This window comes from Bacillus sp. JZ109 (assembly GCF_053903135.1).
Genome location: NZ_CP096388.1, coordinates 1,203,703 through 1,219,681 on the forward strand (window position 1 = coordinate 1,203,703; position 15,979 = coordinate 1,219,681).

The 15,979-nt window shown below is 43.6% G+C and carries 14 protein-coding genes and 1 other annotated feature (1 of these 15 cut by a window edge); of the genes, 10 read left to right on the forward strand and 4 right to left on the reverse strand.

What is annotated here, in order from left to right; all coding sequences use genetic code 11:
• Positions 1–102 (forward strand) — a binding site (T-box leader) (it extends 135 nt beyond the left edge of the window).
• Positions 103–152: 50 nt separating this feature from the next.
• Together tyrS and sr7p are read left to right on the forward strand one after the other, a co-directional pair.
• Complete coding sequence (gene tyrS, locus M1D94_RS06155; RefSeq protein ID WP_014480566.1) at positions 153–1,421, forward strand: tyrosine--tRNA ligase; 1,269 nt, start codon at positions 153–155, stop codon at positions 1,419–1,421.
• 129 nt (positions 1,422–1,550) lie between these two features.
• Positions 1,551–1,679, forward strand: coding sequence for a small protein SR7P (gene sr7p, locus M1D94_RS06160; protein ID WP_015714524.1), 129 nt, complete (start codon positions 1,551–1,553; stop codon positions 1,677–1,679).
• A gap of 21 nt (positions 1,680–1,700) precedes the next feature.
• Here the strand turns inward: sr7p and rpsD are convergent, their stop codons facing one another.
• A complete protein-coding gene (gene rpsD, locus M1D94_RS06165) occupies positions 1,701–2,303 on the reverse strand; it encodes a 30S ribosomal protein S4 (RefSeq protein WP_003229304.1) in 603 nt (200 codons plus the stop codon).
• Positions 2,304–2,597: 294 nt separating this feature from the next.
• On the opposite strand from rpsD, the gene M1D94_RS06170 reads away from it, so the two are divergent.
• Complete coding sequence (locus M1D94_RS06170; RefSeq protein WP_456270457.1) at positions 2,598–4,337, forward strand: diguanylate cyclase domain-containing protein; 1,740 nt, start codon at positions 2,598–2,600, stop codon at positions 4,335–4,337.
• Between the two features lie 37 nt (positions 4,338–4,374).
• Here M1D94_RS06170 and M1D94_RS06175 read toward each other — a convergent pair whose 3' ends face one another.
• The gene (locus M1D94_RS06175) at positions 4,375–4,866 is read right to left on the reverse strand and encodes a GAF domain-containing protein (RefSeq protein WP_032726415.1); all 492 of its coding nucleotides are present in this window, start codon (positions 4,864–4,866) and stop codon (positions 4,375–4,377) included.
• 126 nt (positions 4,867–4,992) lie between these two features.
• Between M1D94_RS06175 and refZ the strand changes: the two genes are divergently transcribed.
• Positions 4,993–5,616, forward strand: a complete 624-nt coding sequence (refZ, locus tag M1D94_RS06180) for a transcriptional regulator RefZ (protein ID WP_014477663.1) — start codon at positions 4,993–4,995, stop codon at positions 5,614–5,616.
• Here the strand turns inward: refZ and hisJ are convergent.
• On the reverse strand, positions 5,613–6,419 hold the full coding sequence (gene hisJ, locus M1D94_RS06185; protein WP_128740635.1) for a histidinol-phosphatase HisJ: 807 nt from the start codon (positions 6,417–6,419) through the stop codon (positions 5,613–5,615). The two genes, refZ and hisJ, sit on opposite strands and share 4 nt — an antisense overlap.
• Before the next feature lie 196 nt (positions 6,420–6,615).
• Here hisJ and ezrA point away from each other — a divergent pair, with 196 nt between their 5' ends.
• On the forward strand, positions 6,616–8,304 hold the full coding sequence (gene ezrA, locus M1D94_RS06190) for a septation ring formation regulator EzrA (RefSeq protein WP_003229320.1): 1,689 nt from the start codon (positions 6,616–6,618) through the stop codon (positions 8,302–8,304).
• Positions 8,305–8,399: 95 nt separating this feature from the next.
• Here the strand turns inward: ezrA and brnQ are convergent, their stop codons facing one another.
• The gene (gene brnQ, locus M1D94_RS06195; RefSeq protein WP_003229322.1) at positions 8,400–9,737 is read right to left on the reverse strand and encodes a branched-chain amino acid transport system II carrier protein; all 1,338 of its coding nucleotides are present in this window, start codon (positions 9,735–9,737) and stop codon (positions 8,400–8,402) included.
• Between the two features lie 194 nt (positions 9,738–9,931).
• Here brnQ and M1D94_RS06200 point away from each other — a divergent pair, with 194 nt between their 5' ends.
• The 5 genes from M1D94_RS06200 (at position 9,932) to M1D94_RS06220 (ending at position 15,966) form a co-directional block, all read left to right on the forward strand.
• Positions 9,932–11,077: a cysteine desulfurase family protein gene (locus M1D94_RS06200; protein WP_038827967.1), complete on the forward strand. Its 1,146-nt coding sequence runs from the start codon at positions 9,932–9,934 to the stop codon at positions 11,075–11,077.
• Positions 11,078–11,080: 3 nt separating this feature from the next.
• On the forward strand, positions 11,081–12,286 hold the full coding sequence (gene thiI, locus M1D94_RS06205; protein ID WP_003229326.1) for a tRNA uracil 4-sulfurtransferase ThiI: 1,206 nt from the start codon (positions 11,081–11,083) through the stop codon (positions 12,284–12,286).
• A gap of 93 nt (positions 12,287–12,379) precedes the next feature.
• The gene (gene sspA, locus M1D94_RS06210) at positions 12,380–12,589 is read left to right on the forward strand and encodes an alpha type acid-soluble spore protein SspA (protein ID WP_003223491.1); all 210 of its coding nucleotides are present in this window, start codon (positions 12,380–12,382) and stop codon (positions 12,587–12,589) included.
• A 178-nt stretch (positions 12,590–12,767) separates the two neighbouring features.
• On the forward strand, positions 12,768–14,357 hold the full coding sequence (mbcS, locus tag M1D94_RS06215; protein WP_038827971.1) for an acyl-CoA synthetase MbcS: 1,590 nt from the start codon (positions 12,768–12,770) through the stop codon (positions 14,355–14,357).
• Between the two features lie 19 nt (positions 14,358–14,376).
• Positions 14,377–15,966 carry an amidohydrolase gene (locus M1D94_RS06220; RefSeq protein ID WP_456270458.1) on the forward strand — a complete coding sequence of 530 codons (1,590 nt, stop codon included), beginning with the start codon at positions 14,377–14,379 and terminating at the stop codon, positions 15,964–15,966.
• Positions 15,967–15,979 lie beyond the last annotated feature (13 nt).

The following is a 15,979-nucleotide window of genomic DNA, read 5'->3' on the forward strand; positions in this document are numbered from 1 at the left end:
AGTGAAAGAACGGACCTGATCCGTTATCAGGCAAAGTGATAAGACGAATGTTTGCATTCTCTTATTAGTAGGGTGGTACCGCGATAATCAATCGTCCCTTCGTGTAAACGAAGGGGCGTTTTTTATTTTAATCAAAAAAGGAGCTTTATCTTATGACTAACTTACTTGAAGACTTATCCTTCCGCGGATTGATTCAGCAAATGACAGATGAAGAAGGGTTAAATAAACAGCTGAATGAAGAAAAAATCCGCTTGTACTCAGGCTTTGACCCGACAGCAGACAGCTTGCATATCGGACACCTGCTGCCTATTTTAACACTTCGCCGTTTTCAGCTTGCAGGGCATCATCCGATTGCGCTTGTGGGGGGCGCGACGGGCCTCATCGGTGATCCAAGCGGAAAAAAAGCAGAGCGTACATTAAACACTGCTGACATCGTATCCGAATGGTCCCAAAAAATCAAAAACCAGCTGTCCAGATTTCTAGATTTTGAAGCAGCAGAAAACCCAGCTGTCATCGCGAACAACTTTGACTGGATCGGCAAAATGAATGTGATCGATTTCCTTCGTGACGTTGGTAAAAATTTCGGCATCAATTACATGCTGGCAAAAGATACGGTCAGCTCAAGAATTGAATCCGGCATCTCGTACACGGAATTCAGCTACATGATTCTTCAATCTTATGATTTCTTAAATCTTTACAGAGACAAAAACTGTAAACTGCAAATCGGCGGAAGCGATCAGTGGGGCAACATCACAGCCGGTCTTGAACTGATCAGAAAATCGGAAGAAGAAGGAGCAAAAGCGTTCGGTCTTACGATTCCGCTTGTCACAAAAGCAGACGGCACGAAGTTCGGAAAAACGGAAGGCGGTGCGATCTGGCTTGATAAAGAAAAAACATCGCCATATGAATTCTATCAATTCTGGATCAACACAGACGACCGTGACGTTGTCAAATACTTGAAATACTTTACGTTCCTTTCAAAAGAGGAAATTGAAGCGTACGCTGAAAAAACAGAAACGGCGCCAGAAAAACGTGAAGCGCAAAAACGCCTGGCAGAAGAAGTGACATCGCTTGTTCACGGACGCGAGGCGCTGGAGCAAGCCATCAACATCTCCCAAGCGCTGTTCAGCGGCAATATTAAAGAGCTTTCCGCTCAAGATGTAAAGGTAGGCTTTAAAGATGTTCCTTCTATGGAAGTTGACAGCACCCAAGAGCTTTCACTTGTAGATGTGTTGGTGCAATCTAAATTATCTCCTTCTAAACGCCAAGCGCGTGAAGACATCCAAAATGGAGCTGTTTACATTAACGGCGAACGCCAGACGGAAATAAATTATACCCTATCAGCAGAAGACCGTATCGAAAATCAATTTACTGTTCTGCGCCGCGGGAAGAAAAAATACTTCCTTGTGACGTATAAATAAGAAAAAGATCCTTTGCCATTGAAGGCAAAGGATCTTTTTGTTTACCGCATAGGAATGAAAGGAAAAGAGTATATTAGATAGGGCAAACACGACCAATCACCACCTTTTAAATGAAAGGAGCGCTAAAGTGTGAATCTCATGTGTACGATTGCAAAAGAACGGCTGCAGCAGGATTACTGGGATCAGCAGGCGCAAGATAGTGTTGGCCAGCAAGAGGCGAATGACGAAACAGACGATAAAAAAACCCCGACCGCATAGCGGCAGGGGTTTTTAAAACGATTAACGAGAGTAGAACTCAACGATAAGCGCTTCGTTAATTTCCGGAGCAAGTTCAGAACGCTCAGGAAGACGAGTGAAAGTACCTTCAAGCTTTTCAGCGTCGAAAGTAAGGTATTCAGGAACGAAGTTGTTCACTTCAACAGATTCTTTGATGATAGAAAGGTTTCTTGATTTTTCGCGAACACCGATTGTTTGACCAGGTTTCACAAGGTAAGACGGGATGTCAACGCGGCTTCCGTCTACAAGAATGTGACCGTGGTTAACCAATTGGCGAGCTTGACGGCGAGTACGTGCTAAACCTAGCTTGTACACAACGTTATCAAGACGAGAATCTAAAAGAATCATGAAGTTTTCACCGTGTTTACCAGCTAGTTTGCCAGCTTTGTCAAACAAAGTGCGGAATTGACGTTCGTTTACACCGTACATGTGACGAAGCTTTTGCTTTTCTTGCAATTGCAAACCGTATTCTGATAATTTTTTACGTTGTCCTGGACCGTGTGGACCTGGAGCGTAAGGGCGTTTTTCTAATTCTTTTCCTGTACCGCTAAGAGAGATTCCTAGACGGCGGGACAGTTTCCAAGATGGACCTGTATAGCGAGCCATAATGTGACTCCTCCTTTGGTTTTATTTTTGTGGAAAATAAAAACCGTCTGCTCTATTCGACCATGCACATTTTGTTTTCATGTATCCTCGCTCCAGCAGCAGAGAGTTACACGATACACCTTATTGATAAGGAACAAAATGAAAACATAGAAGCTGAACAAAAAGGCTGCAATATTTCACACAAAGGTCATTATATAATTTATTTGTTTTGAAGTCAACCATTCCTCCATTATTGCTTCACCGTTTATGATATAATAAACAAAAATTAGTGGTAAACTTTTAGGTGATAAAAATATGGTAGAACAAACTAAAGATCAATTATCCGCCTTTCATTATCATATGCTCGATTTTTTATTAACCAAATCTGAAAAAGTCACATTCACCGACTCTTTCATATGGCTGACTTCGGCTATTCAAACCTATTTTTCAACCCTTTGTGTTTCGCTTACACCGTCACCATCAGGCTTTGTGACAAAATTGGCAGATGGTGAAGCGCGTTTTTCCGCTTCAAAAATAAACGCTTCATGTTATCTGATTGAGGACGGCTCCGGCAGGCGTTTTCATCTTGCGTGCAGGCAGGATGAAGAGATTCCTGAAGGGCTTCCGGACGTGGTTGCTTCATTTTTAAACCAGTCGATGAAACAGGAAAGACTCTATAACAAAACGATCTACCAAAAAAAGATATACAAAATGACAGAGCTGTTCCATTCACTGCTTGATCAGACAGATGTGCTGAAGCAGCTTTTAGAAAGCTTGACCAGCACATTTTCTCTTTTTGAGTTTTCTTTATTTATATCGCACGATCAAGACCAATGTTTAGGGATACCTGCAAAAGAGCTGTATATGGAAGGGGAAAAATCCGATTCCTTTGCGCTCAAAGTGTATTTGTCCGGAGACATTTTGCGGAAAAATGAATCTGTCGCCTATATTCCGATCAAAGGACAGCAGGGCACATACGGGGTGTTGAAGGCTGAGGGAACGGGTGACAGCTTTCTTACTGATGCCTGCCTTGATGAAATGTCGCTGTTAGCAAACGCGGCGGGAAAAGCGTTTGAAAATGCCCAGCTCTACGAACAATCCAAAGCAAGCATCGCAAATTTGGAATTGATTAATGAAACATCACGCCGCCTGAATCAGCGGCTGACACTGACTGATACAATGAATGATCTGGCTGTGAGAATGGCAGAATCGTTTCAGGCAGAAGAAGTGGGATTTTTTCATATAGACCATTTTGAAAACCTAACATTGCTTCCAGGCAGCACAGCATTTTTTAAAGAAGCGAAACCGTCAGATTTTTATAATGAGCTGAAAGAAAAGCTGTATGAAGGTGAAAAAGGGGTTTTCATCGGGAATGGCCAGTCTGTTTTTGGGAAGGCGGGGTACGGCTCGCTGATGGCTGCTCCGATGATTCAAAACGACCGGCTTCTGGGCTTCGCGGTTTTATTGAAACAGGAGCTGTACGCTTTTACATTTGAAATGTACAAGCTGTTTCAGGCGCTGATTCATCACGCGACACTGGCTGTAACCAATTCAATGCTTCGCGACCGTCTTGAGCACCTTGTGAAAACAGATCAGCTGACTGAACTGTATTCACGAGTGTATTTAGATGAAAAAATTCAATACAGCATGAAAATCCACCAAAAGGGTGTTTTTATTCTTGTTGATATTGATAATTTTAAAAATGTAAATGATACGTACGGCCATCAGACTGGGGACGAGATTTTAATTCAAGTCGCTTCAGTGATTAAAAGCAACATCCGAAAGCATGATGTCGGTGCCCGCTGGGGAGGAGAGGAGCTGGCGATTTATTTGCCAAATGTGCCGGTTGCAGTGGGGAAACGGATTACCGAGCGACTGGTTTACGCGGTCAGAAAAAATACGAAACCCGAGGTAACCATTTCCTGCGGTATCTCCTGCTGGACGACAGAAACAAGAAAATCGCTGAAAGAGCTTGTGCATGAGGCAGACGAAGCGCTCTACAGCGCGAAACGGGGCGGGAAAAACCGCTTGATGGTTCATGACTCAATAAAATAAAAAAAGCCCAAAACGATATCAGTTTTGGGCTTTTATATTACTGCGCTAACGCTTTTTCTAGCGTTTCGGCAAATTGAGTTAAGTATTTTTCATCAATTTCGTCGAAACGGTTTTTCACTGGGCTGTCGATGTCTAAGACGCCGACAATTTTTTCGTCTACTCGAATCGGAAGCACAATTTCTGATTGAGACGCTGCATCGCAGGCGATATGTCCCGGAAACGCGTTTACATCCTCAACACGTTCCACTTTTCCGTTTGCGTACGCTGTGCCGCAAACCCCTCTGCCGAAAGGAATCCGAACACATGCCGGCAGGCCTTGGAACGGACCTAACACAAGCTGTCCATCCTCTTCTTTAGCAAAATAGAAACCCGCCCAGTTGACTTCAGGCAGCGAATGATACAGCAGTGCTGAGGCATTTGCATAGTTAGCTATTTGATCTGTTTCGTCTTCGGTCATGGCTTCGAGCTGTTTTAGCAGAAGCTGATAGCCTTTTTCTTTATCTCCAGATTGTTTTTCGACATGGAACATGGAAAACCCTCACTTTTTCTATAATATAAAACAAAGTTCCGGCTTTTCTGCCGGCATTTGTCGATAAGTTCTTACAGGAACAGCGGCTTTCTGCTTGAATAGTATCAAGAGGAAGGAGTGAGCCGTATGAAAGTAAGCACCAAAGACAAAATTATTGAATCTGCTGTCATGCTTTTTAACCAAAAAGGATTTTCTGGCACGTCTGTCCGTGAAATCGCAAAGTCAGCTGATGTAAATGTTGCGCACATCTCCTACTATTTTAAAGGCAAAGGAGGCTTGATGGAACACTTAGTTTCAGAGTTTTACGAAGGCTACAGCAAAACGCTTGAAACAGCGGCAAGCAATATCTCTTCTCAAAGCACGCAGGAACAGCTTCTTCAATTGGTTTTCGATATTTTATCCTATCAGCATAATCATCGTCAATTAACTCGTTTTGTCTACCGGGAAGTCACAATTGACTCCACATTAATCAGGGAAATTATGTCGACATATCTAATGAAGGAAAAGTATATCTTCCAGCTGATCATTGAGGAAGGAGAAAAACAGCGTGAATATTTAACGCTGCCGCTGCCTCATTTTATTCTCCAATTAAAATCTCTCTTGATGATGCCCTATCTCCAGCCTCAATATATTTCAGAAGTACTCTACATGCAGCCGCACGAGCCGTATTTTTATAAAATGTATTTTGAAGAAATCAAGATTTGGATCAGAAGCGTCTTCCGGACAGGAGACGTGGCGCTCACCAATTAGCACCGTTCCAAAAACGTCTCATACGCATATCCGACATCTCCCGCTTGATGGGCATCAGACCCAAACACAAGCGGGATCTTCTTTTGCTTCGCTTCATTCAGCATCCAATCCTCGATATAAATACCGCCAGCGTAAGTTTTTCTTAAGCCGGAAGTATTGAAGTCGAGCTCCATTCCGTTTTCTTCAATGGCATTCAGGCACAGGGAAACGAGGCCGCGAATATGCTCTGACATGCTGTATGGAAACAGCTTGATGAATTTTTGGACGAGTGTGATGTGACCGACTCTTTTTGGCTTATAAACGCCGAGAGATGCTACAATGGAAGAATAGACACTCCGGTAATATTGTTCGTATACAGCTTCAATGCTTCCGCAGGCTGAAATCAGCTCTTTGAAGGTATGCTCGTCATAATCAAGGCATAGATAGGAAGAGTCTGTGCGCAAAAAATGAACGGATAAGATGCTGTCATCTAAATATGGCCCGTATGTGTCCAGGAATAATGTAATTTCGTCTTCAAATTCAGCGATATAATCGACTTCAAGCCCTGTCCGTATGCTAAGCTGTCCGCGATATTCTTTTTTTAATCCGGAAATTTCATGAATATAGCGTTCCAAAGAAGCTTGCGCCATCGCACTGTCTTTCAGCGGCGTGGGATCGGTAAAAGAGGGCGGCAATGGGGCGTGTTCGGTAAAAGTAATCGATTCGAACCCTTTTTTTAAGGCTTCTTCTGCATATTGTCTGAGTGTGTCATTGGAGCCGTGAGGGCAAAATGGTGTGTGAATATGTCCGTCTCGCTTTTGCATTGATGTCACCCCATGAAAAAATAGTCAAATCCTGCCGATTTTGCACAAAAAGTTTTTGATTTCTGGTCAAAAAATGTTTGTTACATGGTATCATAATAACAATGAAAACGACAGTTTTTCTCAATACATATCCTGAAATCTTTCTGAATAAATAAAACACCCTGACAGATTAAGGTAAACAGCAAGGGGGCTCATTATGGAGTTTGTCATTGGATTATTAATTGTACTGCTTGCGCTGTTTGCGGCAGGCTACTTTTTCAGGAAAAAAATCTACGCCGAAATCGACCGGCTGGAATCGTGGAAGATTGAAATTCTGAATCGGTCGATCGTGGAAGAAATGTCTAAAATAAAACATTTAAAAATGACGGGTCAGACAGAAGAGTTCTTTGAGAAGTGGCGTGAAGAATGGGACGAGATTGTCACAGCCCACATGCCGAAAGTTGAAGAGCTCCTTTATGATGCCGAGGAAAATGCAGACAAATACCGGTTTAAAAAGGCCAATCAAGTGCTCGTTCATATCGACGACCTGCTGACAGCGGCTGAATCAAGCATTGAAAAGATTCTTCGGGAAATCAGCGATCTTGTCACAAGTGAGGAAAAGAGCCGTGAAGAGATTGAACAGGTGAGGGAGCGCTATTCGAAATCTCGAAAAAACCTGCTGGCTTACAGCCACCTTTACGGGGAGCTTTATGACAGCCTTGAAAAGGATCTGGACGAAATTTGGAGCGGCATCAAACAATTTGAAGAAGAAACAGAAGGCGGAAACTATATTACTGCACGAAAAGTACTGCTTGAGCAGGACCGCAATCTTGAACGGCTTCAGTCATACATAGATGATGTGCCGAAGCTGTTAGCTGACTGTAAACAGACGGTGCCCGGACAGATTGCAAAGCTCAAGGATGGCTATGGCGAAATGAAAGAAAAAGGGTACAAGCTTGAGCATATCCAGCTTGATAAGGAATTAGAAAATCTGTCAAACCAGCTGAAACGAGCGGAACATGTCCTGATGACTGAGCTGGATATTGATGAAGCGTCCGCAATCCTGCAGCTCATTGACGAAAATATTCAATCTGTTTATCAGCAGCTGGAGGGCGAAGTTGAAGCCGGTCAATCCGTACTAAGCAAAATGCCTGAATTGATTATTGCTTACGACAAGCTTAAAGAAGAGAAAGAGCATACGAAGGCGGAAACTGAGCTGGTGAAGGAAAGCTACAGGCTGACAGCCGGTGAGCTCGGCAAACAGCAGGCTTTTGAAAAGCGCCTTGATGAAATTGGGAAGCTGCTATCATCCGTTAAAGATAAGCTCGATGCAGAGCATGTCGCCTACTCACTTTTAGTAGAAGAAGTTGCTTCAATAGAGAAGCAAATTGAAGAAGTGAAAAAAGAGCATGCCGAGTATCGTGAAAACCTGCAAGCGCTGAGAAAAGAAGAGCTTCAGGCGAGGGAGACGCTCAGCAATTTGAAAAAAACAATTTCTGAGACAGCTAGACTGCTGAAGACTAGCAACATTCCAGGCATTCCGAGCCATATTCAAGAGATGCTGGAGAACGCGCATCATCATATTCAAGAAACAGTCAATCAACTAAACGAACTTCCATTAAATATGGAAGAAGCCGGAGCCCATTTGAAACAAGCAGAAGATATCGTCAACAGGGCAAGCCGGGAATCAGAGGAACTTGTCGAGCAGGTCATCCTCATTGAAAAAATCATTCAGTTCGGAAACCGGTTCAGAAGCCAAAATCACATTTTATCAGAACAGCTGAAAGAAGCGGAAAGACGTTTTTATGCTTTTGATTATGACGACTCTTATGAAATTGCAGCTGCCGCTGTAGAAAAGGCTGCGCCAGGTGCAGTTGAAAAAATCAAAGCTGACATATCCGCTTAGATAATCACGACCATGAAAAAGAGCCCGCAGTGTAATGAGCAGGCTCTTTTTTTCATTACAAAACGCCTGCGCAATAACGCAGGCGTTCTGTGACATTAACTTATTTCATTAAGCTGTTTGGATGGTCCGATGAATAAGGTCAGCACATAGCCGATAACCGCTCCGACGATTCCTGGAAGCACCCAGCCGATGCCGAGGCTGTAAAGAGGAAGATTCGCATTTAGAAACACATCTAAAGATCCAAGTGAAAAACCGGCTGCTTTGATACCGTCTAAAATACTGAAAAGTCCTGTACCGATCAAGCATGCGATGTACACTTCGCGTCTTTCTTTAAAGATCTTATCGATGAAGGAAAGAACGATAATGACAATGGCAAGCGGATAGATAGCTGATAAAATAGGAACAGAAAACGCGATAATTTGCGCGAGTCCGAAATTCGCAATGATCAAGCTGAATAACGTGACAATCGTAACGACAATTTTATATGATAATGCCGGAATAAGTTTTGAAAAATATTGGCCGCAAGATGTGACTAGGCCGATGCTTGTTGTTAAACATGCGACTGTAATCGCTGCTCCGAGTACGATGTTGCCTAATGAACCGAATAAATAATGGGAAGACGCAGATAAAATTTTAGCTCCTTCACCAACAGGACCAATGGCATTTGTGCTTGTTGCACCTAAATAAGCAAGGGATACATAAATGAAAGTCAGGCCTAAAGCGGCAATCACACCTGCTTTAATGCAGGCTGCAGCAAGAGCTTTAGACTGTGTAACGCCTTTGCTTTTTACAGCATTTACAACGACAACGCCAAATACAATTGAAGCAAGTGCGTCCATTGTTTTATAGCCTTCTAAAAATCCTTTAAAAACCGGTGTTCCTTTATATGCTTCTGTCACGGCGCCCAATCCGCCCATCGGCGTGAAGATGGCTTTGAGAACAATGATTAAAATAATTGTGAATTTGATGGGAGTCAGAATTTTTCCGACTCGATCGACAACCTTGGATGGGTTTAACGCTAAATAGTACGTAACACCGAAAAAGATAAGTGTAAATATTAATAAAGAAAGTCTTTCTGGTACGCCAGTCAAAAACGGAACAGCGCCAATTTCATATGAAACAGTTCCTGTTCTCGGGATGGCGAATAATGGTCCGATTGATAAATAAAGCACGACAGTAAAGATTGTGCCGAAAACAGGGTGCGCTTTGTCAGCAAGGCCTTTAGCGTCCTTACCGGTTAATGCGATGGCGATAATGCCTAGAAGCGGCAGGCCTACCCCTGTCAGTAAAAATCCGCCGATGGCCTTCCAGACGTTGTGTCCGGCTGCTTGTCCAAGTTCCGGCGGATAAATCATATTTCCTGCTCCAAAGAATAACGCAAATAGCATGAAACCAATAATAATGGTATCTTTGACAGGCAGTGAGTGTTTCATGAAAAAAATCCTCCTAATAATTATGTTAAAATATTCTGTCAATTAATTGTCAGATAATATGACGAAACGAACAAATCTTATTATATGGTAAAAAAATTAGAAGTCAATACTAGTTTTTCGTAATTTTCTATTAAATTTTGTTATGGTAACATAAATATCATACCTTGTACCGCTTTCATAAAGGAGTAAAAAAGATGATATATTTAGATAATAGTTCAACGACTAAGCCTTACGATGAAGTCTTGAACGTATATGAACAGACAAGCAGCCGATACTTTGGCAATCCTTCATCTTTGCACCGATATGGAGCCGAAACGGAACAGCTGCTTCAAGCAGCCAAAAATCAAATCAAAAGGTCCTTAGGCCTAAAAAAATATGATATTGTATTTACGTCAGGCGCCACAGAAGCCAATAATGCGGCTTTAAAAGGAGCGGCTTTGTCAAAGATAAAAACAGGCAAACATATCATTGCCACTTCTATTGAACATCCATCCGTTACGGAATCGTTAGAACAGCTGAAAGAGTTGTTCGGGTTTGATATCACTTATCTTTCTGTGAATGAAGACGGATTTGTTTCTATTGAAGATCTAAAAGCAGCCATCCGTCCCGATACCGTGCTTGTCAGCATGATGCATGTGAACAATGAAGTCGGTTCCGTGCAGCCGATTGAAGCGGCAGGGGAAGTGCTGAAGAAGCACCCGAACATTTTGTTCCACGTCGATTATGTGCAGGGCATCTATAAAGTGCCCTTGGCAATTGAAAAGGCCGGCATTGATCTATGTTCAATTTCGGGGCATAAATTTCACGGCCTAAAGGGGACAGGCGCACTTATTGTAAAAGAGGGAACACCCCTTATTCCGCTCATAACGGGAGGCTCTCAGCAAAAAGGCATACGAGCCGGAACAGAACATACTGCTGGAGCGGTTTCGCTTGCCAAGGCCATTAATCTTGCCTCTGCTGATTTTGACACACGGCTTGACACGATGACTGCCGCAAAGGAATTGTTTATGAAAAGGCTGAGTGAAATTGAGGGCGTCGTTATCAACACGCCTCAAATGAATAGCGCGCCGCACATTATTAATTTCTCTGTACCGGGGATTAAAGCGGAAGTGCTTTTACACATGCTTGAGGAACAGGATATTTTCGTCTCCACAACATCGGCTTGCTCGGCAAAAGAACATAAGCCCAGCAAGGTTCTCTTAGAGATGGGCAAAGGAGAGCAGATTGCCGGAAGCAGCATCAGAATCAGTTTAAATTACAGCCAGACAAGCGATGTGGCAGAACCGTTTATGAACGCGCTTCGTCCTGGCATCAAAAAATTAAGGAAAATGATGAGGTAGAACATGAATTACGATCATATATTAATTCGTTTTGGGGAAATTTCGACCAAAGGCAAAAACAGAAAAAGCTTTATTGAGCGCTTAAAACAAAACATCAGACTCGTTTTGAAAGACTATCCGAATTTAAAATACTTTTCCAACAGGGATCGTATGACGATTACATTAAATGGAGAGGATCCTGAGGCTCTTTTTCCTCATTTAAAGCAAGTGTTTGGGATTCAAAGCTTCAGCCTGGCAATTAAATGTGACAGCCGCCTTGATGATATTAAGGCAACCGCACTAAAGGCTATCAAAGATCAGTATAAACCAGGTGATACGTTTAAAGTCGCGACAAAGAGAGCGTATAAGCAATTTGAATTAGATACAAACCAGATGAACGCTGAAATCGGCGGCCATATTTTGCGAAATACAGAAGGATTGACGGTCGATGTTCGCAACCCAGACATCCCGCTCAGAATCGAAATCAGGGAAGAAGCAACATTTTTGACAATTCGTGATGAAAAAGGTGCAGGCGGGCTGCCAGTTGGTTCAGCAGGAAAAGCGATGCTGATGCTTTCTGGCGGTTTTGACAGCCCTGTGGCCGGTTTTTATGCGATGAAACGGGGATTGTCGGTAGAAGCTGTTCATTTCTTCAGTCCGCCATACACAAGCGAGCGCGCAAAGCAAAAGGTAATGGATCTGGCGAAATGTCTGTCCCGTTTTGGGGGAAGCATGACACTTCATATTGTTCCATTTACAAAAACGCAAGAGCTCATCCAAAAACAAATTCCTGAAAATTACACAATGACGGCAACCCGCCGCCTCATGCTTCAGATAGCCGACAGAATCAGAGAAAAGAGAAACGGGCTTGCCATTATTACGGGAGAAAGCCTCGGTCAGGTAGCGAGCCAAACGCTTGAAAGCATGTATGCAATTAATGCGGTGACGTCAACACCGATTTTGCGTCCGCTAATCGCCATGGACAAAACAGAAATCATCGAAAAATCACGGGAAATTGGCACATATGAGACAAGCATTCAGCCGTTTGAAGACTGTTGCACGATCTTTACACCGCCAAGCCCGAAAACACGCCCTAAAAAAGAGAAAATTGAACACTTTGAAAGCTTTGTTGATTTCGAGCCGTATATTCAAGAAGCGGTAGATAACATTGAGACAATGACCCTGTATAGCGAACAAGAAGCTAACGATAAATTCGCTGAACTCTTTTAAATCAATTTTCAGCTCCTGTATACAATTACCAAAGTTTTTCTGAATGAAGCCATGTGTTTTGACACATTCTATACTCACAAGGAGGTGAGACACATGGCTAACAATAACTCAGGTAACAGCAACAACCTTTTAGTACCAGGAGCTGCTCAAGCGATCGACCAAATGAAATTAGAAATCGCTTCTGAATTCGGTGTAAACCTTGGAGCAGACACAACTTCTCGCGCTAACGGTTCTGTTGGAGGAGAGATCACAAAACGTCTTGTATCTTTTGCTCAACAAAACATGGGCGGAGGACAATTCTAATTTACAATTTCACATAATGGCTTAGGAGTGGGGGTATCCCCACTCTTTTTCATTTTTTACATATAAAAAAGGACCAGCGGCCTATAAAATCTATGTTTACAGAGGTTGCTTTTAGGCATATCCTTACGGAAAGAGCCTGTATTTATGTATAATGGGTGGAGAAAGTGAGGAGTTGTTCGTGTTAAAACGTGAAGATTTAATTGCCCCTGTGCAATATAATTTAGTGAATGAAATGGAAAAGTTCAGTGCTGCTGGACAAAAAACCGCTCTTCTGTGGGAGGACGAGTCGGGCAAGCAAGAATCTTGGTCGTATGAAAAGCTGATGGAAGAAACAAATAAAATCGGAGCGGCCTTAGCTGATCTTGGATTTAAAAAGGGAGACAAGCTGATTGTAATGGTTCCGCGGGTGCTTGAAGCCTATGCTGTTTATTTGGCTATCCTGAAATCAGGAATGGTTGTCATTCCGTGCTCCGAAATGCTTCGCGCGAAAGATCTTGAATACCGGATTGAACATGCAGAGGTAAAAGGCGCCATCGTCTACTCAGAATTTATTGGCGCTTTCCGGGATGTCAGTACGACTGACAAACTGATTACACTGTCTATTGGTGAAAATGATGCCGGCTGGAAAAACCTCTTATCAATTGAAGCGGACGGAAGCCAATTTAAAACAGCTGACACAACAAGAGATGATATGGCTTTCTTATCTTATACATCCGGGACAACAGGTCAGCCGAAAGGTGTTGTACATACACATGGATGGGCATTTGCTCATTTAAAAACTTCTGCCGGCGCTTGGCTTGATATTTCTGAAAAGGATATCGTCTGGGCTACTGCTGCCCCTGGCTGGCAAAAGTGGGTATGGAGTCCGTTTTTAGCGGTGCTTGGCAGCGGAGCAACCGGTTTTGTGTACCACGGCAGATTCAAAGCAGAAAAATATCTAGAGCTTTTAAATCGCTACAAAATCAATGTTTTCTGCTGCACGCCGACAGAATACCGCTTAATGGCGAAGGTTGAAGGCTTGGACCGTTTTGATCTTTCTGCCCTGCACAGCGCTGTTTCCGCAGGTGAGCCGCTCAATCGTGAAGTCATTGATGTTTTCCAAAAGCACTTTGGCATTAAGGTACGGGACGGATATGGCCAAACAGAAAGCACGCTTTTGGTTGGTGTTTTGAAAGATACGCCTATTAAACCGGGAAGCATGGGAAAACCGACACCGGGAAATCAGGTGGAGATCATAAATGAAGACGGTGAAATCTGCAAACCTGGTGAGGTTGGCGATATCGCTGTTCACCTCAGTACGCCTGCGCTCTTTAAAGAGTATTTTAAAGATCCGGAAAGAATGAAAACACAAATTCGCGGCGATTATTTCCTAACGGGAGACAGAGCAAGAAAAGATGAGGAAGGTTACTTCTGGTTTGAAAGCCGAAATGACGATATTATTATCAGCTCCGGCTATACGATCGGGCCTTTCGAGGTGGAAGACGCGCTTGTTAAGCACCCAGAAGTAAAAGAATGTGCTGTTGTCGCGAGCCCTGATGAAATCAGAGGCTCCATTGTAAAGGCATATGTTGTCCTGCAAAATCATGAAAAACGCAGTGATGAGCTTGTCAAAATGCTGCAAAACCATGTGAAGACGATTACCGCTCCATACAAATATCCTAGAGAAATTGAATTTGTGGAAAGCCTGCCGAAAACGGCTTCTGCAAAAATCAGACGAGTGGAATTAAGAAAACGTGAAGAACAGCTCAAAGCCAATAAAAAGGCGTAAAGAAAGAGAGTGAACGTGAATGAAGGCGATATGGCACGGCGGTTTCATTTATACGATGCTCAAAGAAGGCGATCGGACTGAGGCAGTTTATGTTGAGGATGGTGTCATAAAAGGCACCGGCAGCTATGAACGTTTGAAGGAAAAGTACGGGTCGCCGGAAACAGAAGAAATCAGCCTGAACGGAGCAGTGATGTTCCCCGGTTTTGTTGACAGCCATCTACATTTGATCGGCTACGGTGAGAAACAGCTTCAGCTCGATCTGTCCGCACTGACGTCGAAAGATGCAATTTTACAGGCTGCGAAGGAAAGAGAGCGGCAGCTTCCTAAAAACGATTGGCTCATTGGGGAAGGCTGGAATGAAAATCAGTTTGAGACACCTGACTACTTGACTAAGCATGATCTTGATCGCCTGTTTCCTGACAGGCCCGTCTTGCTCAAGCGTATATGCCGGCATGCAATAGCTGTCAATTCTGCGGCTCTTCAAGCAGCGGGAATTTCAAGAAATACTCCTGATCCTGACGGCGGAGTCATCGTAAAAGATGCAAATGGCGAGCCGACAGGACTCCTGTTTGATAAGGCGCAGGATTTGATTCTGAAGGCTGTCCCGCCAGTCTCCCAGCACTATGTTGATGAGGCATTAACGGCTGCAATAAAGGATTGCTGGACAAAAGGCCTGACGGGCGGTCATTCGGAAGACTTGTCCTATTATGGTGATGTTTCGGTGCCGATGAAAGCTTATGAGAAAGCTGCCGCTGGCGGAAAGTATCCGTTCCGCTGCCATTTGCTCGTTCATCATGAAGCGGTCGATCGATGGGAGCAGCTGGATAAGCCGTCCGGCCCTTATGTGGAGTTCGGTGCGATGAAAATCTTTGCGGACGGGGCGCTTGGCGGGAGAACGGCTTTGTTGAAAGAACCATATCAGGATGATCCATCAACAAATGGTGTTCAGGTTCACGATGACGAAACCCTTGGCCGGCTCATTCGCAAAGCGAGAGAAAAAGGGATGGAGGTTGCTGTTCATGCAATCGGAGATCTTGCTTTTGAAAAAGTGCTGAACGCAATTGAAAAGCATCCGCCCAAAAACGGCCGGCATGATCGGCTTATTCATGCTCAAGTGCTTGATAACGAATTAATCGAGAGAGCAGCACGCATGCCGATCGCACTTGATCTTCAGCCGCATTTCGTTGCAAGCGACTTTCCGTGGGTCATTGACCGTCTCGGAAAAGACCGGATGAAGACTGCATTTGCCTGGAAAACCCTTATATCTAAAGACATTTTATGCGCGGGCGGTTCAGACGCCCCGATTGAGCCTGTTGACCCGCTTCTAGGGATCCAGTCCGCGGTCCTCAGGAAAAGCAATCATGAGCAAAACGGGCCAAGCTATAATGAAAGTGAATGTTTACCTGTATATGAAGCGATAAAGCTTTATACAGAAGGTAGCGCCGGTATCATTTATAAAGAGAAGTCACGCGGGAAAATTGCGGAAGGCTATGACGCGGATTTTACAGTTCTCAGTGGTGATCCGTTTGCCATTGACCCCGCACAGCTTCATCTTTTAGATATTAAAAAAACCGTGATTAACGGCCAGATTGTATATGAGAAATCATAAAAGGACAGGCATC

Coding starts and splice junctions, on each gene's coding strand:
- tyrS (WP_014480566.1), top strand. CDS start 153: ATGACTAACTTACTTGAAGACTTATCCTTCCGCGGATTGATTCAGCAA.
- rpsD (WP_003229304.1), bottom strand. CDS start 2,303: ATGGCTCGCTATACAGGTCCATCTTGGAAACTGTCCCGCCGTCTAGGA.
- M1D94_RS06170 (WP_456270457.1), top strand. CDS start 2,598: ATGGTAGAACAAACTAAAGATCAATTATCCGCCTTTCATTATCATATG.
- M1D94_RS06175 (WP_032726415.1), bottom strand. CDS start 4,866: ATGTTCCATGTCGAAAAACAATCTGGAGATAAAGAAAAAGGCTATCAG.
- refZ (WP_014477663.1), top strand. CDS start 4,993: ATGAAAGTAAGCACCAAAGACAAAATTATTGAATCTGCTGTCATGCTT.
- hisJ (WP_128740635.1), bottom strand. CDS start 6,419: ATGCAAAAGCGAGACGGACATATTCACACACCATTTTGCCCTCACGGC.
- ezrA (WP_003229320.1), top strand. CDS start 6,616: ATGGAGTTTGTCATTGGATTATTAATTGTACTGCTTGCGCTGTTTGCG.
- brnQ (WP_003229322.1), bottom strand. CDS start 9,737: ATGAAACACTCACTGCCTGTCAAAGATACCATTATTATTGGTTTCATG.
- M1D94_RS06200 (WP_038827967.1), top strand. CDS start 9,932: ATGATATATTTAGATAATAGTTCAACGACTAAGCCTTACGATGAAGTC.
- thiI (WP_003229326.1), top strand. CDS start 11,081: ATGAATTACGATCATATATTAATTCGTTTTGGGGAAATTTCGACCAAA.
- sspA (WP_003223491.1), top strand. CDS start 12,380: ATGGCTAACAATAACTCAGGTAACAGCAACAACCTTTTAGTACCAGGA.
- M1D94_RS06220 (WP_456270458.1), top strand. CDS start 14,377: ATGAAGGCGATATGGCACGGCGGTTTCATTTATACGATGCTCAAAGAA.